Origin of the sequence: Pseudomonas asgharzadehiana, from assembly GCF_019139815.1 — a bacterium.
Taxonomy (GTDB): Bacteria; Pseudomonadota; Gammaproteobacteria; order Pseudomonadales; family Pseudomonadaceae; genus Aquipseudomonas; species Aquipseudomonas asgharzadehiana.
In genome coordinates this window covers 2,665,245-2,682,738 of sequence record NZ_CP077079.1, presented here as the reverse complement: position 1 = coordinate 2,682,738, position 17,494 = coordinate 2,665,245, and the positions used below count along the sequence as shown (strand labels likewise).

Here is a 17,494-nt window from a genome sequence, read left to right as displayed (position 1 = left end):
TTCGAACCTTCCCCCCAGCCCGGCGTCCGAGCTAAGGCACTGTTTGCTTACCGTTCACCGCGAGGTTGTCGTTTGAAAGCCGCCATCATCAAAAAATACCGTTTGATCATCAAGACCATGGGTTACGTAGGCTGGTCGCTGTTCTGGCTGCTGCTGTGGGATATCGCCGTCACGGTGGATTTCATGCTGTTTCTCAACGCCAAGGTCAACTTGCCGCTGATGCCGCTCACCTTGCTGGGTTCGGCGCTCATTGTGTTGATCAGTTTTCGCAACAGCAGTGCCTACAACCGCTGGTGGGAGGCGCGGACCTTGTGGGGCGCGATGGTCAACAACTCACGTAGCTTTGCGCGCCAGGTACTGACCCTGCTGGACGACCCCGGCAGCGACGTGAACCCGACCAAATCCACCCTGCTGCGCCGCCATGTGGCCTATGTGAACTGCCTGGCCGCACACCTCAAGGGCGAGCCGTGCCCGGATGAAGTACGCGCGTTCATCCCCACCGACGAATTCGCGCGCAACGGCGCTACCAATAATTTTGCCAACGATATCCTCACCGGTTCGGCGGCGTTGTTGGCTCGCGAATACAAGGCCGGGCACCTGGACAGCATTCGCCTGGCGCGGTTGGAGTCGACGCTGGTGGACCTGTCCAACGCCCAAGGCGGCATGGAGCGTATCGCCAACACGCCCCTGCCCTACCCTTACGTGTATTTTCCACGGCTGTTTATTTCGTTGTTCTGCCTGATCGTACCGGTGGGCCTGGTGGAGTCCCTGGGCTGGTTCACGCCGTTGGCGTCGACGGTGGTGGGCTTCATGCTGTTGGCCATCGAACGCATCGGCACCGATCTGCAAAGCCCGTTTCGCTCCAGCGAACACCAGATCCAGATGGAAGCCATCTGCGAAACCATCGAAAAGAACCTGCAATCGATGCGCCGCGACGCCCTGGCCGACGACCAAATCGGCTGATCACACCTCGCGCCCTAAAGTGCGTGCCCTACCGGTCGATAAACCAAGGGTACGCATGGCCATATCCCCTCATAACAACACATGCGGCGTTCAGCACTAGCGTTTCTCCTTGCCAAAACTACAAATACCCGCAGGTGAAGTCATGAATATCAAGCAGAAGTTGACCTGGGCGTTCGCGGCAATCGCGTGCCTTCCGGTCATACTCGTGGCCGTGTTGGTAGTGCTGAATCTGCGCGAGGGGGCCCTGGCCAATTTCCTCGACAGCAGCGGTCGCGAAATACGCCAGATCGACAACGGCATGAAGCAGTTCTTCGACGGCATCAGCCAGAACGTCGATTTCGTGGCCAAGGACCCGCGCGTTGTCGCGGCCAAGGACCTCAAGAGCTACGCCGGCGCCGATGCGGCGCAAATCCCGCTGACCCAGACCAACAAAGAGCTGCTGGCGATTTTCGACCAGTTCGCCAAAAGCCATCCCACCACCGCCTACCTGTCCCTGGGCCTGAGCGACGGCGGCTACGCCAGTTGGCCGGACGACACCAAACTGAACAACTACGACCCACGTGTGCGCCCCTGGTACAAAGCGGCCATCGCCGCCCCCGGCGCCACCGTGCGTACCGGCGCCTATTACTGGGCGCCGGACGACGTGGTGTTGATTGGCACCGTACACACCGTCGCCGATGCCAGCGGCAACATCCTCGGTGTGGTCGGCCTGGATGTGTCGCTCAAGCAGCTCACCGAACTGGTGCGCAACATCAAGCTGGGCGACAGCGGCTACCTCATGCTGGTGGAAGGCAACGGCAACGTGCTGGTGGACCCCAGCGATGCCAAGCACAACTTCAAACCCCTGGCCGAGCTGGGCCCCAACTACGCCGAACTGGCCAAGCGCAGCGACGGCGTGACCCAGATCGACATCGACGGCGTGGCCTACATGGCCAACGTGGTCAGCTCCAAAGACCTGGGCTGGCGCTTTATCGGCCTGATCAAGCGCGATGAAGTGATGGCCGAAGCGACCCGCCTGACCTGGCTGATCGGTGCCATCGCGGCGGTACTCGCGGTGGTCTTCGCCATCGTCGGCGCCAGCTTCGCCCGAGTGATCGTGCGGCCGATTCGCGGCGTGGCCGACGGCCTGCAAGAGATCGCCGAAGGCGAAGGCGACCTCACGCGCCAGCTCAAGGTGCAGGGCAAGGACGAGACCGCCAGCCTGGCGGGCTGGTTCAACCAGTTCCTGAGCATGATCGCGCAACTGGTGCAGCGCATCGGCAACGCATCGTCGGACCTGCAAAGTGCCGCCGCCGACACCAGCGAAGTGGCCAACAACATGAACCAGGCTGCCGGCCGCCAGCGCGAAGCGGTGGAACTGGTGAGCACTGCGTTCAACGAAATGGTCGCTACCGCCAATGAAGTGGCGCGTTCGTGCAGCGCCGCGGCAACCAGCGCCGATGAAGGCTACCGCGACGTGCACGACGGCCAACAGCACATCGGCGAAGCCACCGGCAGCGTGCTCAAGCTCAGCGAAGACCTGCAGAAATCGACCCAGACCATGCAGTTGCTGGAGCAGGACAGCCAGAACATCAACACCATCCTCGACACCATCCGTTCGATTGCCGAGCAGACCAACCTGCTGGCGCTCAACGCCGCCATCGAAGCCGCGCGCGCCGGTGACCAGGGCCGGGGTTTTGCCGTGGTCGCCGATGAAGTCCGCGCGCTGGCACGCCGCACCGCCGATTCCACCGGCGAAATCGACAGCCTGCTGGGCAACCTCGCTCGCCGCACCCAGGAAGTCACGCAGCAGATGCAAGGCAGCCTGCTGGTGTCTCACACCAGCGTGGAGCGCATCCAGCAGGCCCGCGACAGCTTCGACAAGATCCGCGGCTCGGTGGACTCGATCCGCGACCAGAACACCCAGATCGCCACCGCGGCCGAGGAACAGCACCAGGTTGCCGAAGAGATCAACCGCCACATCGCACAGATCCATGCCGATGCGCAGTTGGTGGAAGGCTTTGCGCATTCGGCGCAAACCGGCTCAGGCCGCTTGACCGATATTTCCGGTCAGCTCAAGGGCCTGGTGGGTCGCTTCAAGTTCTAGCCGCTGTCACACCGGGGTCGCCTGCGGGGGCGTGTATTGGCTACTATAGCCACGCGTTTCCCGCCCTTTGCCCAACCACCCCGGAGCCTTAATGCCCAACCCCAAGGACACGGCCGCCGACAGCAGCACCCCGATGATTCCCGAGCAGCGCCGTGAGCAAATCCTGCGGCAGTTGCGCAAGCATCAGGTGATGAGCGTGCACCAGTTGATGGAGATGTTCGATTGCTCGCACATGACCGTGCGCCGCGACATCGCCTTGCTGGAGCAGGAAGGCCGCGCGTACTCCGTCACCGGCGGAGTGCGTATCGCCAGCCAGTTACACAGCGAACCCAGCCATCAATCCAAAGCCGTCGTGGAACTGCCGCAAAAGCAGGCCATGGCACGGCTGGCCGCGCGGCTATTGCACGCGGACATGACGGTATACCTGGACGCCGGCACCAGCACATTGGAGATCGTCCCGTATATCAAGGCGCTGTCCGGCATGACGGTGGTGACCAATGACTTCGGGATCGTACAGGCCTTGATGGATGCGCCGCAGGTCATGGTGATCCACACCGGCGGCCAGCTGGACCACGACAATCACTCCTCGGTCGGCGGGCTGGCCGTGGCGACGCTGCGCCAGGTGGTCACGGACATTGCGTTTGTATCGACCAGTTCCTGGGATCTGCACCGGGGCATCACCACCCCTTCGGCGCTGAAAGTCGAGGTCAAGCAAGTGGCCATGCAATCGGCGGCTCAAGTGGTGCTGGTGGCCAGCAGCTCCAAGTACGGCACCTTCAGCATGTACCGCATCGCCGGGCTGGAGCCGTTCGACGTAATCATCAGCGACGACGCCCTCGCCCCCGCAGCGGCCGATGGCATCCGCAAGCGTGGCATTGAATTGATGCTGCCGGGCGATCCGTCGCCGGCATGAGCCCCGAGCAATGGCGAGGCTTGGATGGCGGTGGCAGGGCTGGCTGATGGGGTGGTTGGCACACTGCCCCCTCCCACGCGACTAGTGGGCGGCTTTCCAGTCCCGCAACCATCTCAGGCCCGCCGAGGTATCGCCCTTTGGCCGGTACTCGCAGCCCACCCAGCCGTCGTAGCCCAACCGGTCGAGCAGTTCGAACAGGAACGGGTAGTTCAACTCGCCCTGGTCGGGCTCGTGGCGGTCCGGTACGCCGGCAATCTGGATATGGCCAATACCGTCGAAATCGCGGCGCAGTTTGGTGGCTACGTCGCCTTCGACGATCTGGCAGTGGTAGCAGTCGAACTGAACCTTGAGGTTGCTTGCGCCGACTTCCCTGCAGATGGCCTGGGCCTGGTCCTGGCGATTGAGGAAAAACCCCGGCATGTCGCGCGTATTGATCGGCTCCAGCAATACCGTGACGCCGACCTTGGCCGCCGCCGCGCTGGCGTAGGCCAGGTTTTGCAGGTACACCGCGTGATGGCGCTGGCGCAGGTCTTCCGAGGGCAGCAAGCCGGCCATGACATGCACGCGGTTGTTGCCCAGCACGGCGGCGTATTCCAGGGCGCGATCAAAGCCACGGCGGAACTCGGCCTCGCGCCCCGGCAGGGTCGCGATACCCCGCTCCCCCGCCGCCCAGTCACCGGGCGGCGCGTTGAACAGGGCCTGCACCAGGCCGTTGTCCCTCAGGCGCTGGCCAAGCACCTCGGCGGGGTAGTCATAGGGAAACAGGTACTCCACCGCGTCAAAACCATCGGCCCTGGCGGCATCGAAGCGGTCGAGAAACTCATGTTGCGGGTACAGCATGCTCAGGTTGGCAGCGAAACGAGGCATAGAAACTCCCGAAAATCAGACAAAAGGCCAGATCAGCAGTGTAATCACGAAACCCAGGGTACCCAGCAAGGTGGTGATGACGGTCCACGTTCGCAGCCCATCGGCCACATTGAGCCCGGCGAGTTTGGTGAAGATCCAGTAGCCGGCGTCGTTGATGTGCGACATGGCCAGCCCGCCACCGCCCATGGCCAGGCACAGCAGCGCCAGGTGATTGGGCGTCAGGTTGAGGGTGGCGATCAGCGGGCTGATGATACCGGCCGTGGTCACCAGGGCGACGGTGGTGGAGCCCTGTACCGCGCGCAACAGCATGGTCAGCAGGAAACCCAGGGCCAGCACCGGCAGCCCGGTAGTACGCAACAGGTCGGAGACCACCGCGCCGATCCCGGTGTCCACCAGCACTTTACCGAACACCCCACCGGCGCCGGCGATGAGGATCACCATGGCCACGCCCGGCAAAGCCGAGCCGATCACGTCCGACACCTGGCTGCGGCTCCAGCCCCGGCGCGAGCCCAGCAGCCAGGCGCACAACAAGGTGTCGATCAACAGCGCCACCAGGGGCGCACCGAGCACCGTCATCACCCCGCGCAGTGCCGATTCAACCGGCAGCAACGAGGTGGCCAGGGTGCCCAACAGGATCAATACGATAGGCAGCAGAATCAGGTTGACGATCAGGCCAAAGCCCGGCGCCGGGGCCGGCGGCAGCTTGGCGACGATGGCGCTGGTGGATTCTTCCAGGCCCATCGGGGCTTCGGCAACGCCGGCCTGTTGCACCGCGTTGTCGTTACCGTGGGTCCAGGCGCGCAGGTCTTCATTGGTGACATGAGGGCCGTAGACTTCGGCGCGGATGTCGTCGGTCATCGGGTAGAAGCGCCGCGTCATGCGCCCCGCCACGCGGTAACCGACGTAGCACAGCAAGGCGGTGATCGGCAGACCGAACATCAACACCCGGCCCAGGTCCGCACCCAATTGGCTGGCCGCCGCCACCGCGCCCGGATGGGGCGGCAAAAACGCATGCACCGTCAGCAGCGCCGCGCACATCGGCAACGCAAACACCAGCAACGGCTTGCGTGCCCGGCGTGCGACACCATAGGCCAGCGGCATCAGGATAATTACCCCCACTTCAAAGAACACCGGCACGCCGATGATGAACCCGGCAATGGTCAGCGCCAGCGGCGTACGGCTGTTGCCAAACCGCTCGATCAACGACTTGGCCAAGGCCTCGGCCCCGCCGGACAGCTCAATGATGCGTCCGATCATGGCGCCCAGGGCGATGATGATCGCGATATGGCCGAGGGTCTTGCCCATGCCGCCTTCGATGGTCGCCACCAGATCAGCCGGTTTCACCCCGGCGACCAGCGCTACCACGATACTCACCAGCATCAGCGCGACAAACGGCTGGAATTTGTACTTGAGGACCAGAAACAGTAGCAGCGCGATGCCCGCGCCGGCGGTCAACATCAAAATCAATGGGCTCATTGGTAAATGTCCTGTTGTTATTGTTTTTGGGCGCAAGCGGGCCCCATCGAGCGCCGCGGGCGGTTCTCGAGTGGTGCTTGCAATGTCGGTCTACGGGTTACCAGTGCGCGCCGAACGTCTCGCGCAGTTCATCCAATGCGGCCTGGCCAAGCGGCTCGGGCCGGGGGTTGCTCATCAACCACAGGCGTGCGGTTTCTTCCAACTCTTCCAGGGCATAGCTGGCCTTGGCCACCGAGCTTTCCCACACCACCGGCCCGAGGCGTTCGAGCATCACGCCACGCACGCTGTTGGCCAGTTGCGCCACTTGCTCGGCGACGTTGGGCGAGCCGGGGCGCTGGTACGCAATCAGCGGAATGTGCCCGACTTTCATCACCTGATAAGGCGTGAGCGGCGGCAGGATATCGTCCGCCCGCCACACTCCGGCCAGGGTCAGCGCCACCAGATGCGTCGAATGGGTATGCACCACGCCGCCCACCGCCGGGTTGCGGTCATACACCTGGCGGTGCAGGGCCAGGGTTTTTGACGGCTTGTCACCCGACACCCATTCGCCGTCAAGATTGACCTTGGCAATGCACCCGGGCACCAGGCGACCCAGGCAGACATCGGTGGGGGTGATCAGCCAACCATCGTCCAGGCGCGCACTGATATTGCCGGCGCTGCCGACGGTGTAACCGCGTTGGTAAAGGCTGCGGCCCACGTCGCAGATTTCTTCGCGCAGGGCCTGCTCGTTGATGGCGCTCATTGGGCGCCTCCCGCCAGTTGCGCCAGGGCTTTGGCAAAGAAGTCGCGCCCCCCGAAGTTGCCCGATTTCAGCGCCAGCGCCAGCGGTTCGGCGCAACTGCTCACCGTGGCCGGCACGCCGGGATCAATCTGCGCGCCGATCTGCAACAGGGTGACGCCAAGCGCCTTGACCACCGCGCCGGACGTTTCGCCGCCCGCCACCACAAAGCGTCGAACGCCCTCTTGACGCAAACCGGCAGCGATCTCGCCCAGTGCATCTTCCACCAGGGCTCCGGCGCGTTCGACACCCAGTTGTTGCTGCACCGCCTTGACCTCGTCCGGGGTGCTGGTGGCATAGATCAATACGGTGTCGGCACTGTCGCGGGCAAAGGCCAGCGCTTGCGCCACCACCGGTTCGCCGTTAGCCAGGGCGATGGGGTCAAGACGCAACGCCGGGCGCCCCGCTTCGCACCAGGCCGCCACCTGGCCGAGGGTCGCCACCGAGGCGCTGCCGGCGAGCACCACCTCGCCACCGCTGACCGTGGGGCATGCCGTGACATCGAAGTCGCCCAGTTTACCGGCGCGGCGGAAATTGCCCGGCAGGCCCAAAGCCAGGCCCGAGCCGCCGGTGAGCAACGGCAAGTCGGCGCACGCACTGCCCAGGGTGTAAAGGTCCTGGTCCGACAGCGCGTCGGCGATGGCGATGCCCACGCCTTGCCCGCGCAGTTCGACGATCTTGGCGCGGGCGGCATCAACCCCCGCAGCGAGCGTGTCGTAGCGCAACAAACCGACCGGCAATTGCGTCTGCTGTTGCAGCACGCGCACCAGGTTCGCATCGCCCATGGGCGTCAGCGGGTGGTGCTGCATGCCGGACTCGCTGAGCAACTGGTCTTGCACAAACAAGTGACCGCGGAAAATCGTGCGGCCGTTTTCTGGAAACGCCGGGCACGCCAGCGTGAAATCGCTGCCCAGCGCCTTGAGCAACGCCTCGCTGACCTGGCCGATATTACCGGCGGCGGTGGAGTCAAAGGTTGAGCAGTACTTGAAGAAGATCTGCTCGCAGCCCTGCCCGCGCAGCCAGTCCAGCGCGGCCAGCGATTGCTCGACCGCCTCGGCTGCGGGCGTGGTGCGCGACTTGAGCGCGATGACGATGGCGTCGGCCTCCAGCCCCTGGGCGACTTCGCGGCTGGGGATACCAATACTCTGCACCGTGCGCATACCGCCGCGCACCAGCATGTTGGCAAGGTCGGTGGCGCCGGTGAAATCGTCGGCGATGCAGCCCAGCAAGGGACGTGCGTTGGAGTCAGTCATGCGGCGTTCCTCAAACAGGCTCGGGCTTGGCGGTGGGCAGGTCGATACCCGGGAAAATCTTGATCACCGCCGAGTCGTCCTCGCGGCCGAAACCGGCGCTGGACGCCTGCATGAACATTTGGTGCGCCGTGGCCGACAGCGGCAGCGGAAACTTGCTGGCGCGGGCGGTATCGAGCACCAGGCCCAGGTCCTTGACGAAAATATCCACCGCCGACAGCGGCGTGTAGTCGGCCTTGAGAATGTGCGGCACGCGGTTCTCGAACATCCAGGAGTTACCGGCACTGTGGGTGATGACTTCGTACAAGGCGTCGGCATCGACCCCTTCGCGCAGGCCCAGGGCCATGGCCTCGGCGGATGCGGCAATGTGCACCCCGGCCAGCAATTGATTGATGATCTTGACCTTCGAGCCCAGGCCATGCACGTCGCCCAGGCGATAAACCTTGCCCGCCATGCCCGCCAGCACCGCTTCGGCCTTGGCGTAGGCGGCCTGCGGGCCGGATGTCATCATGGTCATTTCACCGGCGGCGGCCTTGGCCGCGCCACCGGAAATCGGCGCATCCAGATACAGCAGGCCGTGTTCGCCCAGGCGCTGCCCCAACTCCACGGCGTACGTCGGCGCCACGGTGGCGCAGCCGATCACCAGGCTGGCCGCACGTAGCGACGCCACCGCCCCGCCCTCACCGAACAGCACGGTCTCGGTCTGTTCGGCGTTGACCACCACCGTGATGATCACATCGCAGGCCTGCGCCATCTGCGCGGGCGACGCACACGCCACCCCGCCTTCGACGGCGAACTGCTGGGTGACCGTTTCACGTACGTCACACGCATGCACATTGAAACCTGCGCGCAACAGCGAGCGGGCAATGCCCAGCCCCATCGCGCCCAAACCGATCACACCGACATTCTTATTATTCATGGGGTACTCCAGGGGAAAACGGCGGCTGACACCACACCGGCGAGCCGCGTTGGAATGGCGATCGATCATCCACCAATGAACGGATTATGTGAAGTATTTTTTCAATCTAACATTTTTTAACATCGGTAGCCCTGGCCGTTGTCGCCTCGCGCAGGGCCGGCGGCATGCCCGCGTCGTCCGGCGGCCAGGCTTTGTGTGAAAGGACGTGATGGAACACAAGCAGCAACGCCCGCGTGTAGGCGGGCCGATGATGCACAGGACAAGGAAGGCGCAGGCGTGGTGTATCGAGGAGGTAGTGACGGCGTTTCGTTGAACGTACCGTACGCGTCGCGCGGCACAGGCGCGACGCGTACAGCCACGCAGATCAGCTGAACAGGTCTACCCCGAGCTGGAACGCTACCCACAGTGCCAGCCCCGTGGCGAAGAGCAGCGCGATGTTCTCGAACAGGTTATTGCGGTATTCCTTGCCGAGCAGCGACTTCTGGTTGGACATGATCAGCAGGCCCAGGGAAATCACCGGCAACCCGATGATGTTCAACGCGCTGACGCCGATGGTCAGCGTGACGAAGTCCGGCATGCCAGGCAGCGACCAGACCAACGGGGTCACCAGGATGAACAGCATGAACCACTTATGCATCGGGTCATGGTGGAATTGCTTGCCGTAACGCTCGCGCCGCCCTGGCCGTACGTGCTGGAACGCGTCGGTGATCAGCATCGGAAACGCAGTGGTCTTGCCGGAGATGCTGGCAAACAGCGTGGCGAACACGCCGATGAAGAAGATGTACCAGCCAATCGGGCCAAAGAAGATTTCCAGCGCCTTGCCCAGATCGCCCAGTGTCTTCACTTCGATACCGTTGGGCCGAAGGATTTCGGCACCCACGATCCAGATCGCCAGGTTGATCACAATGCCGACGAACACCGCAAACAGCAGGTCGTTACGCTGGATGCGCTTGTGTTGCGGGCCCGTCCACCCCTTCTGGCGCATGACATACGGGTGCACGAAGTTGGCGATCGAACCCGCCACCGCGCCGATCACCGATACCGCGACCAGCAGCGCGCCATGCACGCCCTCGTCCGGCGGGATGCTGAAACCGATCGTGCCTTTGACGATCCCTGCCATGTCCGGCCCGGACATGACCGCCAAGGCAATGAATGCCAGGGTCATGATTGCCAACAGGCCTTTCATTACGCCTTCGATCATCGAGTAGATGTTGCGCCCGACCAGCATCCACACCGCCAGCACCACCGCCACCGAACACAGCAGTGCGTAGTCGGTCTTGAAGAGCATGGCCAGGGCCTCACCCGCACCCTTGATCATGTAGGCATTCATCAGGTGCCCCATGAGCAATGCGTACACCAGCAGGAACCAGGCAAAAAACGGGTTCAACTGGGCGTAGCCCTGCAGGATCGTCATGCCTTGGTTATTGCATAACTGGAAGCGCGCAATGATGTTGACGATCAGGTACCTGAGCAGCAGAGACACCGCCAGCACCCACATCATGGCGTAGCCATAGTTGGCGCCCGCCACCGAGGAGGTGATCAGATCACCGGCTCCCAACCAGGACAGCACGGCAATCACGCCAGGGCCAAGCAGCTTTAGAAGTCGTACAACACGGCCGGACGCAGGTGCCGCAGCCTTGCCTTCGATGGAAGGGAAACCGGTCATCGGAGAGTCTCCTTTGTTTTTTTTGTGAGAGCGCGGCTAGTCGAACACAGTTGATATGACGTCGTACAACCATAAGGGTTGGATAAGTATTAAAAAATGTTTCTTCTGCGCGAGTGGCAATACAGCCCTCAATCACACGCCACGCCGTGCTGATACTCCCGTGGCGTACACCCGTACTCACGCCGGAACACGGTGTGCAGGTACTGCGCCGACTTGAAGCCGCACTGTTGGGCAATGTCGGTAATCGCCAAATCGCCGTGTTCCAGCCCCTTGGCCGCCGCCGCCAGTTTGAAACGCAGAATCTCGTCATGCACGCTGCAACCGCGCACCTTGCGAAAGTGCGACTCCAGGGATGAGCGCGACACGCCGACATAGGCCGCGACCTGGGCGGTCTTGATGCCCTGGCAGGCGTATTGCCGGATAAACAGCAGCGCCTGCATCACGTAAGGGTTGCCCAAGGGTTGATGCAAGCTGGAGGCCTGCACATTGATGGCCTCCGGCGGCACCAGGATTTGCGTACCGGCGCAAGGCTTGCCGTGCAGCATCTGATGCAATAGCGCGGCGGCGGTGCGGCCCATGGTTTCAGTGCCCTGGATCACCGAGCTCAAGGGCACGCGCGTAAGGGTGCGGGTCAGCGGGTCGTTGTCGATGCCGATCAGCGCCACCTGCTCCGGTACCGCGATACCGGCGGTAAGGCAGGCCTGCAGCAATTGCCGAGCGCGGGCGTCGGTGACGGCGATGATGCCGATGGGTTTGGGCAGGCTATGCAGCCAGGCGATCTGCAGTTCCACGGCGCTGTCCCAGAGTGGCGCGCTGGTGCCCAGGCCGCGATAGATCTCCACGTGCAAACCGTCGCGCTGCATCAGCCGGCGGAAGGCTTTTTCGCGCTCCTGGGCCCAACGGTTGGCCTGGGCTTCGGGCAAGCTGAAACAGGCAAACCGCGTCAGCCCGGCCTCGATCAGATGCTCATAGGCCAGCTTCATCAACGCGTCATTATCGGTCGCCACGTAGGGAATGCCCTTGGGGTAGGCACGCGCATCCTCATAAGAACCGCCCACCGCCACCACCGGCAACTTGATCCCCGCCAATGCTTCGCCGATCAACGGGTCGTCGAAGTCGGCAATGATGCCGTCGCCCTGCCAACGCTCTATGCCTTTGAGGCGGCATAGAAAGTCCTCTTCCAGAAACAGGTCCCACGACGCACGTGTGCTGCTCAGGTAATTGCCGATGCCAGCGATGATGCCACGGTCATAGATTTTGCTGCCGTTGAACAGCAAGGCGATGCGGTGAACGGGCGGTAGGGTTTTCATTGTTGTTGTCCTGTGGCCGGTCGCCAGAGACTAGCCCCCGCCACTCAAAATCGCACGCCCCTTTGGTGATTTTCATAATCAGCAGCCCCCAGGCCATTGCTAGTATCCAGACACCGCCAAGAACAATAAGGAAAACGCCATGCCGTACTTCCCAGGTGTCGAGAAGGTTCGCTTCGAAGGCCCCACCAGCGACGCCCCCCTCGCCTTTCGCCATTACGATGCCAACAAGCTGATCCTCGGCAAACCCATGCGTGAGCACCTGCGCATGGCGGCCTGTTATTGGCACACGTTCGTGTGGCCGGGTGCGGATATGTTTGGCGTGGGGACGTTCAAGCGGCCGTGGCAGCGCAGCGGCGACCCCATGGAACTGGCCATCGGCAAGGCAGACGCGGCCTTTGAGTTTTTCTCCAAGCTGGGCATCGACTACTACAGCTTTCACGACACCGATGTGGCCCCCGAAGGCAGCTCGCTCAAGGAATACCGCAACCACTTTGCGCAGATGGTCGACCACCTGGAGCGCCATCAGGAACAAACCGGCATCAAACTGTTGTGGGGCACCGCCAATTGCTTCAGCAACCCACGCTTTGCCGCCGGCGCCGCGAGCAACCCGGACCCGCAGGTATTCGCCTATGCCGCCGCCCAGGTATTCAGCGCCATGAACGCCACCTTGCGGCTCAAGGGCTCCAACTACGTGTTGTGGGGCGGCCGCGAAGGCTATGAAACCCTGCTCAATACCGACCTCAAGCGCGAGCGCGAACAGCTCGGACGTTTTATGCGCATGGTCGTGGAGCACAAGCACAAGATCGGCTTTAAGGGCGACCTGCTGATCGAACCCAAGCCCCAGGAGCCGACCAAACACCAATACGATTACGACAGCGCGACGGTGTTCGGCTTCTTGCATGAGTACGGCCTGGAACACGAGATCAAGGTGAATATCGAAGCCAACCACGCCACCCTGGCCGGGCACAGTTTTCATCATGAGATCGCCACCGCCGTGTCCCTGGGGATCTTCGGCAGCATCGACGCCAACCGCGGCGACCCGCAAAACGGCTGGGACACCGACCAGTTCCCCAACAGCGTCGAAGAAATGACCCTGGCCACCTATGAAATCCTCAAGGCCGGCGGCTTCAAGAACGGCGGCTACAACTTTGACTCCAAGGTGCGCCGCCAGAGCCTGGACGAGGTCGACCTGTTTTACGGCCACGTCGCCGCCATGGACACCCTGGCCCTGGCCCTGGAACGCGCGGCGGCCATGGTGCAAAACGACCAGTTGCAGCAATTCAAGGACCAGCGTTATGCCGGCTGGCAGCAGCCGCTGGGCAAGGCCGTGCTGGCGGGCGAGTTCAGCCTGGAGTCGCTGGCCGAGCATGCGTTTGCCCATGAGCTCAACCCGCAGGCCGTGAGTGGGCGCCAGGAAATGCTTGAAGGAATGGTCAACCGTTTTATCTACAGTTAAGGGGTTGTCGTGAGCGGGCTTGCCACAGGGGCGGCCCGCTAGCCACACCCACAGTGTTCGCCTAAAGTCTTCACCCAGTGTCTTTCCAACAACAATAAAAGGACGCACCACCATGAAGTCATTCAAACGTACCCTGCTCGCCACCACCCTGGCCCTGCTGACCCTGCCGGTCATGGCCGACCCGGCCCATCCGAAAATCGGCTTCTCTATCGATGACCTGCGCCTGGAGCGCTGGTCCCGTGACCGCGATTACTTCGTGGCGGCCGCGGAGAAACTCGATGCCAAGGTCTTCGTGCAGTCCGCCGATGCCAACGAACAAAAGCAGATCTCCCAGATCGAAAACCTGATTTCCCGTGGCGTCGATGTGATCGTGATCGTGCCGTTCAACGCCACGGTGTTGACCAACGCGGTGGCCGAAGCCAAGAAGGCCGGGATCAAAGTGGTGTCCTATGACCGCCTGATCCTCAACGCAGACATCGATGCCTACATCTCCTTCGATAACGAAAAAGTCGGCGAAATGCAGGCCGGCGGCGTGCTGCAAGCGGCGCCCAAGGGCAATTACTTCCTGCTCGGCGGCGCGCCCACCGACAACAACGCCAAGGTGCTGCGCGAAGGCCAGATGAAAGTGCTGCAGCCGGCCATCGACAAGGGCGATATCAAGATTGTCGGCCAGCAATGGGTCAAGGAATGGAACCCCACCGAAGCGCTGAGCATCGTCGAAAACGCCCTGACTCGAAACGACAACAAGATCGACGCCATCGTCGCCTCCAATGACGCCACCGCCGGCGGTGCGATCCAGGCCCTGGCCGCGCAGAAACTGGCGGGCAAGGTGCCGATCTCCGGCCAGGATGCCGACCTCGCCGCCGTCAAGCGCGTGATCGACGGCACCCAGACCATGACCGTGTACAAGCCGCTCAAACTGATCGCGACCGAAGCCGCCAAGCTGTCGGTGCAGTTGGCGCGTAACGAGAAGCCCACCTACAGCTCGCAATACGACAACGGCAGCAAAAAAGTCGACACCATCCTGCTCACTCCGACCCCGCTGACCAAGGCCAATATCGATCTGTTGGAGAAGGACGGGTTCTACACCAAAGAGCAGATCGGCGGGCAGTGAACGCCATGGCCGCCGACTACCTGTTGCAAATGAACGGCATCGTCAAAAGCTTTGGCGGTGTCAACGCGCTGAACGGCATCGATATCAAGGTGCGGCCGGGGGAATGCGTGGGCCTGTGCGGCGAGAACGGTGCCGGTAAATCCACCCTGATGAAGGTGCTGTCGGCGGTGTATCCGTACGGCAGCTGGGACGGCGAAATCCTCTGGGACGGGCAGCCGCTCAGGGCGCAGTCCATCAGCGAAACCGAGGCGGCCGGCATCGTCATCATCCACCAGGAACTGACCCTGGTGCCCGACCTGTCGGTGGCCGAGAACATCTTCATGGGCCACGAGCTGACCCTGCCCGGCGGGCGCATGAACTACCCGGCGATGTTCCACCGCGCCGAAGCGTTGATGCGTGAACTCAAGGTGCCGGACATGAATGTGGCGCTGCCAGTGTCGCAGTACGGCGGCGGTTACCAGCAGTTGGTGGAAATCGCCAAGGCCCTCAACAAACAGGCGCGCCTGTTGATCCTCGACGAACCCTCCTCGGCGCTGACCCGCTCGGAAATCGAAGTGCTGCTGGACATCATCCGTGACCTCAAGGCCAAGGGCGTGGCCTGCGTATACATCTCCCACAAACTCGATGAAGTGGCCGCCGTGTGCGACACCATCGCGGTGATCCGCGATGGCAAGCACATTGCGACCACGGCCATGGCCGACATGGACATCCCGCGCATCATTACGCAGATGGTCGGCCGCGAGATGAGCAACCTCTACCCCACCGAGCCCCATGCGGTGGGCGAGGTGATTTTCGAGGCGCGCCATGTCACCTGCTACGACGTGGACAACCCCAAGCGCAAGCGTGTCGATGATATTTCGTTCGTGCTCAAGCGCGGTGAAATCCTCGGCATCGCAGGTCTTGTGGGCGCCGGGCGTACCGAGCTGGTGTCGGCGCTGTTCGGCGCCTACCCTGGCCGCTACAGCGCCGAGGTGTGGCTGGACGGCGCGGTGATCGACACGCGCACGCCGCTCAAATCAATCCAGGCCGGGCTGTGCATGGTGCCCGAGGACCGCAAGCGCCAGGGCATCATTCCCGACCTGGGCGTGGGCCAGAACATCACCCTGGCGGTGCTCGACACCTACGCGCACCTGACCCGCATCGACGCCGAAGCGGAACTGGGCAGCATCGACCAGCAGATCGCGCGCATGCATCTCAAGACCTCCAGCCCGTTTTTGCCGATCACCAGCCTGTCCGGCGGCAACCAGCAGAAAGCCGTGCTGGCGAAAATGCTGATGGCCAAGCCCAAGGTGCTGATCCTTGACGAGCCCACGCGCGGGGTGGATGTGGGCGCCAAATATGAGATCTACAAACTGATGGGCGCGCTGGCGGCCGAAGGGGTGGCGATCATCATGGTCTCCTCGGAACTGGCCGAAGTGCTCGGCGTGTCCAACCGTGTGCTGGTGATCGGTGACGGCCAACTGCGCGGCGATTTCATCAACGAGGGGCTCACCCAGGAACAGGTGCTCGCCGCCGCGCTCAGCCAACACAATAACAATCGGAAGACCGCGTAGATGAATCAGCTCAAACAGCTGTTTACCCGCTACAAAATGCTCGCCCTGGTGATCGCGGTGGCCGTGATCTGGCTGTTTTTCAGTTGGCAGACCGAGGGTGGCTTCCTGACGCCGCGTAACCTGTCGAACCTGCTGCGGCAGATGTCGATCACCGGGATTCTGGCGTGCGGCATGGTGCTGGTGATTATCAGTGGCGAGATCGATTTGTCGGTGGGCTCGTTGCTGGGGCTGCTGGGTGGGTTGGCGGCCATCCTGGACGTGGTCTATCACATCCCGCTGCTGGCCAACCTGAGCCTGGTGGCGCTGTGCGGACTGATGATCGGCCTGGCCAACGGCTACATGACCGCGTATCTGCGCATCCCGTCGTTCATCGTCGGCTTGGGTGGGATGCTGGCGTTTCGCGGGATTTTGCTGGGGATCACCGGCGGCACCACCATCGCGCCGGTGTCGCCATCGCTGGTGTATGTGGGCCAGGGCTATTTGCCGCATACCGTGGGTGTGGGCCTGGGCGTGCTGCTGTTTGCGCTGACCTTGTTCCTTACCTGGAAACAACGGCGCAACCGCGCCTTGCATGGTTTGGCGGCGCATTCACGGGTGCGTGACGTAGTGCGCGTAGGGGTGATCGGCGCGGTGCTGGCCGGGTTCGTCACTACGCTCAACAGCTACGACGGCATCCCGGTGCCGGTGCTGTTGCTGCTGGTGCTGCTCGGCGTGTTCAGCTACGTCACCAGCCAGACCGTGTTCGGCCGCCGCGTGTATGCGGTGGGCAGCAACATGGAGGCCACGCGCCTGTCGGGCATCAACGTACAGGCGGTAAAACTGTGGATCTTCGGCATCATGGGCGTGATGTGCGCCCTCGCCGGCCTGGTCAACACCGCCCGCCTCGCGGCCGGCTCACCGTCGGCGGGCAACATGGGCGAACTGGACGCCATCGCCGCGTGCTTTATCGGCGGCACCTCAATGCGCGGCGGCTCGGGCACGGTGTACGGCGCGCTGCTGGGGGCATTGGTCATCACCAGCCTGGACAACGGCATGTCGATGCTGGACGTGGACAGCTACTGGCAGATGATCGTGAAGGGCAGCATTCTGGTGCTGGCGGTATGGGTGGACGTGAGCACGCGCGCGGGCCGGCGCTGAACCCAT

General features: G+C 62.9%; 13 protein-coding genes and 2 pseudogenes. 8 read left to right on the top strand and 7 right to left on the bottom strand.

What is annotated here, in order from left to right:
• Positions 1–72: 72 nt before the first annotated feature.
• The 4 genes and pseudogenes from KSS96_RS12360 to KSS96_RS12350 all read left to right on the top strand — a co-directional run bounded on the left by KSS96_RS12360 (position 73) and on the right by KSS96_RS12350 (position 3,962).
• On the top strand, positions 73–963 hold the full coding sequence (locus tag KSS96_RS12360; RefSeq protein ID WP_017528377.1) for a bestrophin family protein: 891 nt from the start codon (positions 73–75) through the stop codon (positions 961–963).
• Between the two features lie 142 nt (positions 964–1,105).
• A pseudogene (locus tag KSS96_RS28335) lies at positions 1,106–2,185 on the top strand (cache domain-containing protein); the annotation flags it as partial.
• A 348-nt stretch (positions 2,186–2,533) separates the two neighbouring features.
• Positions 2,534–3,049: pseudogene (locus KSS96_RS28330) on the top strand (methyl-accepting chemotaxis protein); the annotation flags it as partial.
• 91 nt (positions 3,050–3,140) lie between these two features.
• Entirely contained in the window at positions 3,141–3,962 is an 822-nt protein-coding gene (locus tag KSS96_RS12350; RefSeq protein WP_017528375.1) for a DeoR/GlpR family DNA-binding transcription regulator, read from the top strand.
• An 81-nt stretch (positions 3,963–4,043) separates the two neighbouring features.
• On the opposite strand, the gene otnI is transcribed toward KSS96_RS12350, so the two are convergent.
• From otnI to KSS96_RS12315, 7 genes are all read right to left on the bottom strand, one after another.
• Positions 4,044–4,829 carry a 2-oxo-tetronate isomerase gene (gene otnI, locus KSS96_RS12345; RefSeq protein WP_068932184.1) on the bottom strand — a complete coding sequence of 262 codons (786 nt, stop codon included), beginning with the start codon at positions 4,827–4,829 and terminating at the stop codon, positions 4,044–4,046.
• 15 nt (positions 4,830–4,844) lie between these two features.
• Positions 4,845–6,305, bottom strand: a complete 1,461-nt coding sequence (locus tag KSS96_RS12340; protein ID WP_065877879.1) for a GntT/GntP/DsdX family permease — start codon at positions 6,303–6,305, stop codon at positions 4,845–4,847.
• Between the two features lie 97 nt (positions 6,306–6,402).
• The gene (otnC, locus tag KSS96_RS12335; protein ID WP_017528372.1) at positions 6,403–7,047 is read right to left on the bottom strand and encodes a 3-oxo-tetronate 4-phosphate decarboxylase; all 645 of its coding nucleotides are present in this window, start codon (positions 7,045–7,047) and stop codon (positions 6,403–6,405) included.
• Positions 7,044–8,336, bottom strand: coding sequence for a 3-oxo-tetronate kinase (otnK, locus tag KSS96_RS12330; RefSeq protein WP_065877876.1), 1,293 nt, complete (start codon positions 8,334–8,336; stop codon positions 7,044–7,046). The genes otnC and otnK overlap by 4 nt, the downstream gene beginning before the upstream one ends.
• A 10-nt stretch (positions 8,337–8,346) precedes the next feature.
• Positions 8,347–9,321, bottom strand: a complete 975-nt coding sequence (ltnD, locus tag KSS96_RS12325) for an L-threonate dehydrogenase (RefSeq protein ID WP_223271474.1) — start codon at positions 9,319–9,321, stop codon at positions 8,347–8,349.
• Positions 9,322–9,616: 295 nt separating this feature from the next.
• Positions 9,617–10,918, bottom strand: a complete 1,302-nt coding sequence (locus KSS96_RS12320) for an Nramp family divalent metal transporter (protein ID WP_065877874.1) — start codon at positions 10,916–10,918, stop codon at positions 9,617–9,619.
• A 128-nt stretch (positions 10,919–11,046) separates the two neighbouring features.
• Positions 11,047–12,228, bottom strand: coding sequence for a XylR family transcriptional regulator (locus KSS96_RS12315; protein ID WP_017528368.1), 1,182 nt, complete (start codon positions 12,226–12,228; stop codon positions 11,047–11,049).
• A gap of 139 nt (positions 12,229–12,367) precedes the next feature.
• On the opposite strand from KSS96_RS12315, the gene xylA reads away from it, so the two are divergent.
• The 4 genes from xylA (at position 12,368) to KSS96_RS12295 (ending at position 17,488) form a co-directional block, all read left to right on the top strand.
• The gene (gene xylA, locus KSS96_RS12310) at positions 12,368–13,684 is read left to right on the top strand and encodes a xylose isomerase (RefSeq protein ID WP_017528367.1); all 1,317 of its coding nucleotides are present in this window, start codon (positions 12,368–12,370) and stop codon (positions 13,682–13,684) included.
• A 112-nt stretch (positions 13,685–13,796) separates the two neighbouring features.
• Positions 13,797–14,798 carry a D-xylose ABC transporter substrate-binding protein gene (gene xylF / locus KSS96_RS12305; protein ID WP_017528366.1) on the top strand — a complete coding sequence of 334 codons (1,002 nt, stop codon included), beginning with the start codon at positions 13,797–13,799 and terminating at the stop codon, positions 14,796–14,798.
• A gap of 5 nt (positions 14,799–14,803) precedes the next feature.
• A complete protein-coding gene (xylG, locus tag KSS96_RS12300; RefSeq protein WP_032883461.1) occupies positions 14,804–16,351 on the top strand; it encodes a D-xylose ABC transporter ATP-binding protein in 1,548 nt (515 codons plus the stop codon).
• Entirely contained in the window at positions 16,352–17,488 is a 1,137-nt protein-coding gene (locus tag KSS96_RS12295; protein WP_017528364.1) for a sugar ABC transporter permease, read from the top strand.
• The last annotated feature ends 6 nt before the right edge of the window (positions 17,489–17,494 follow it).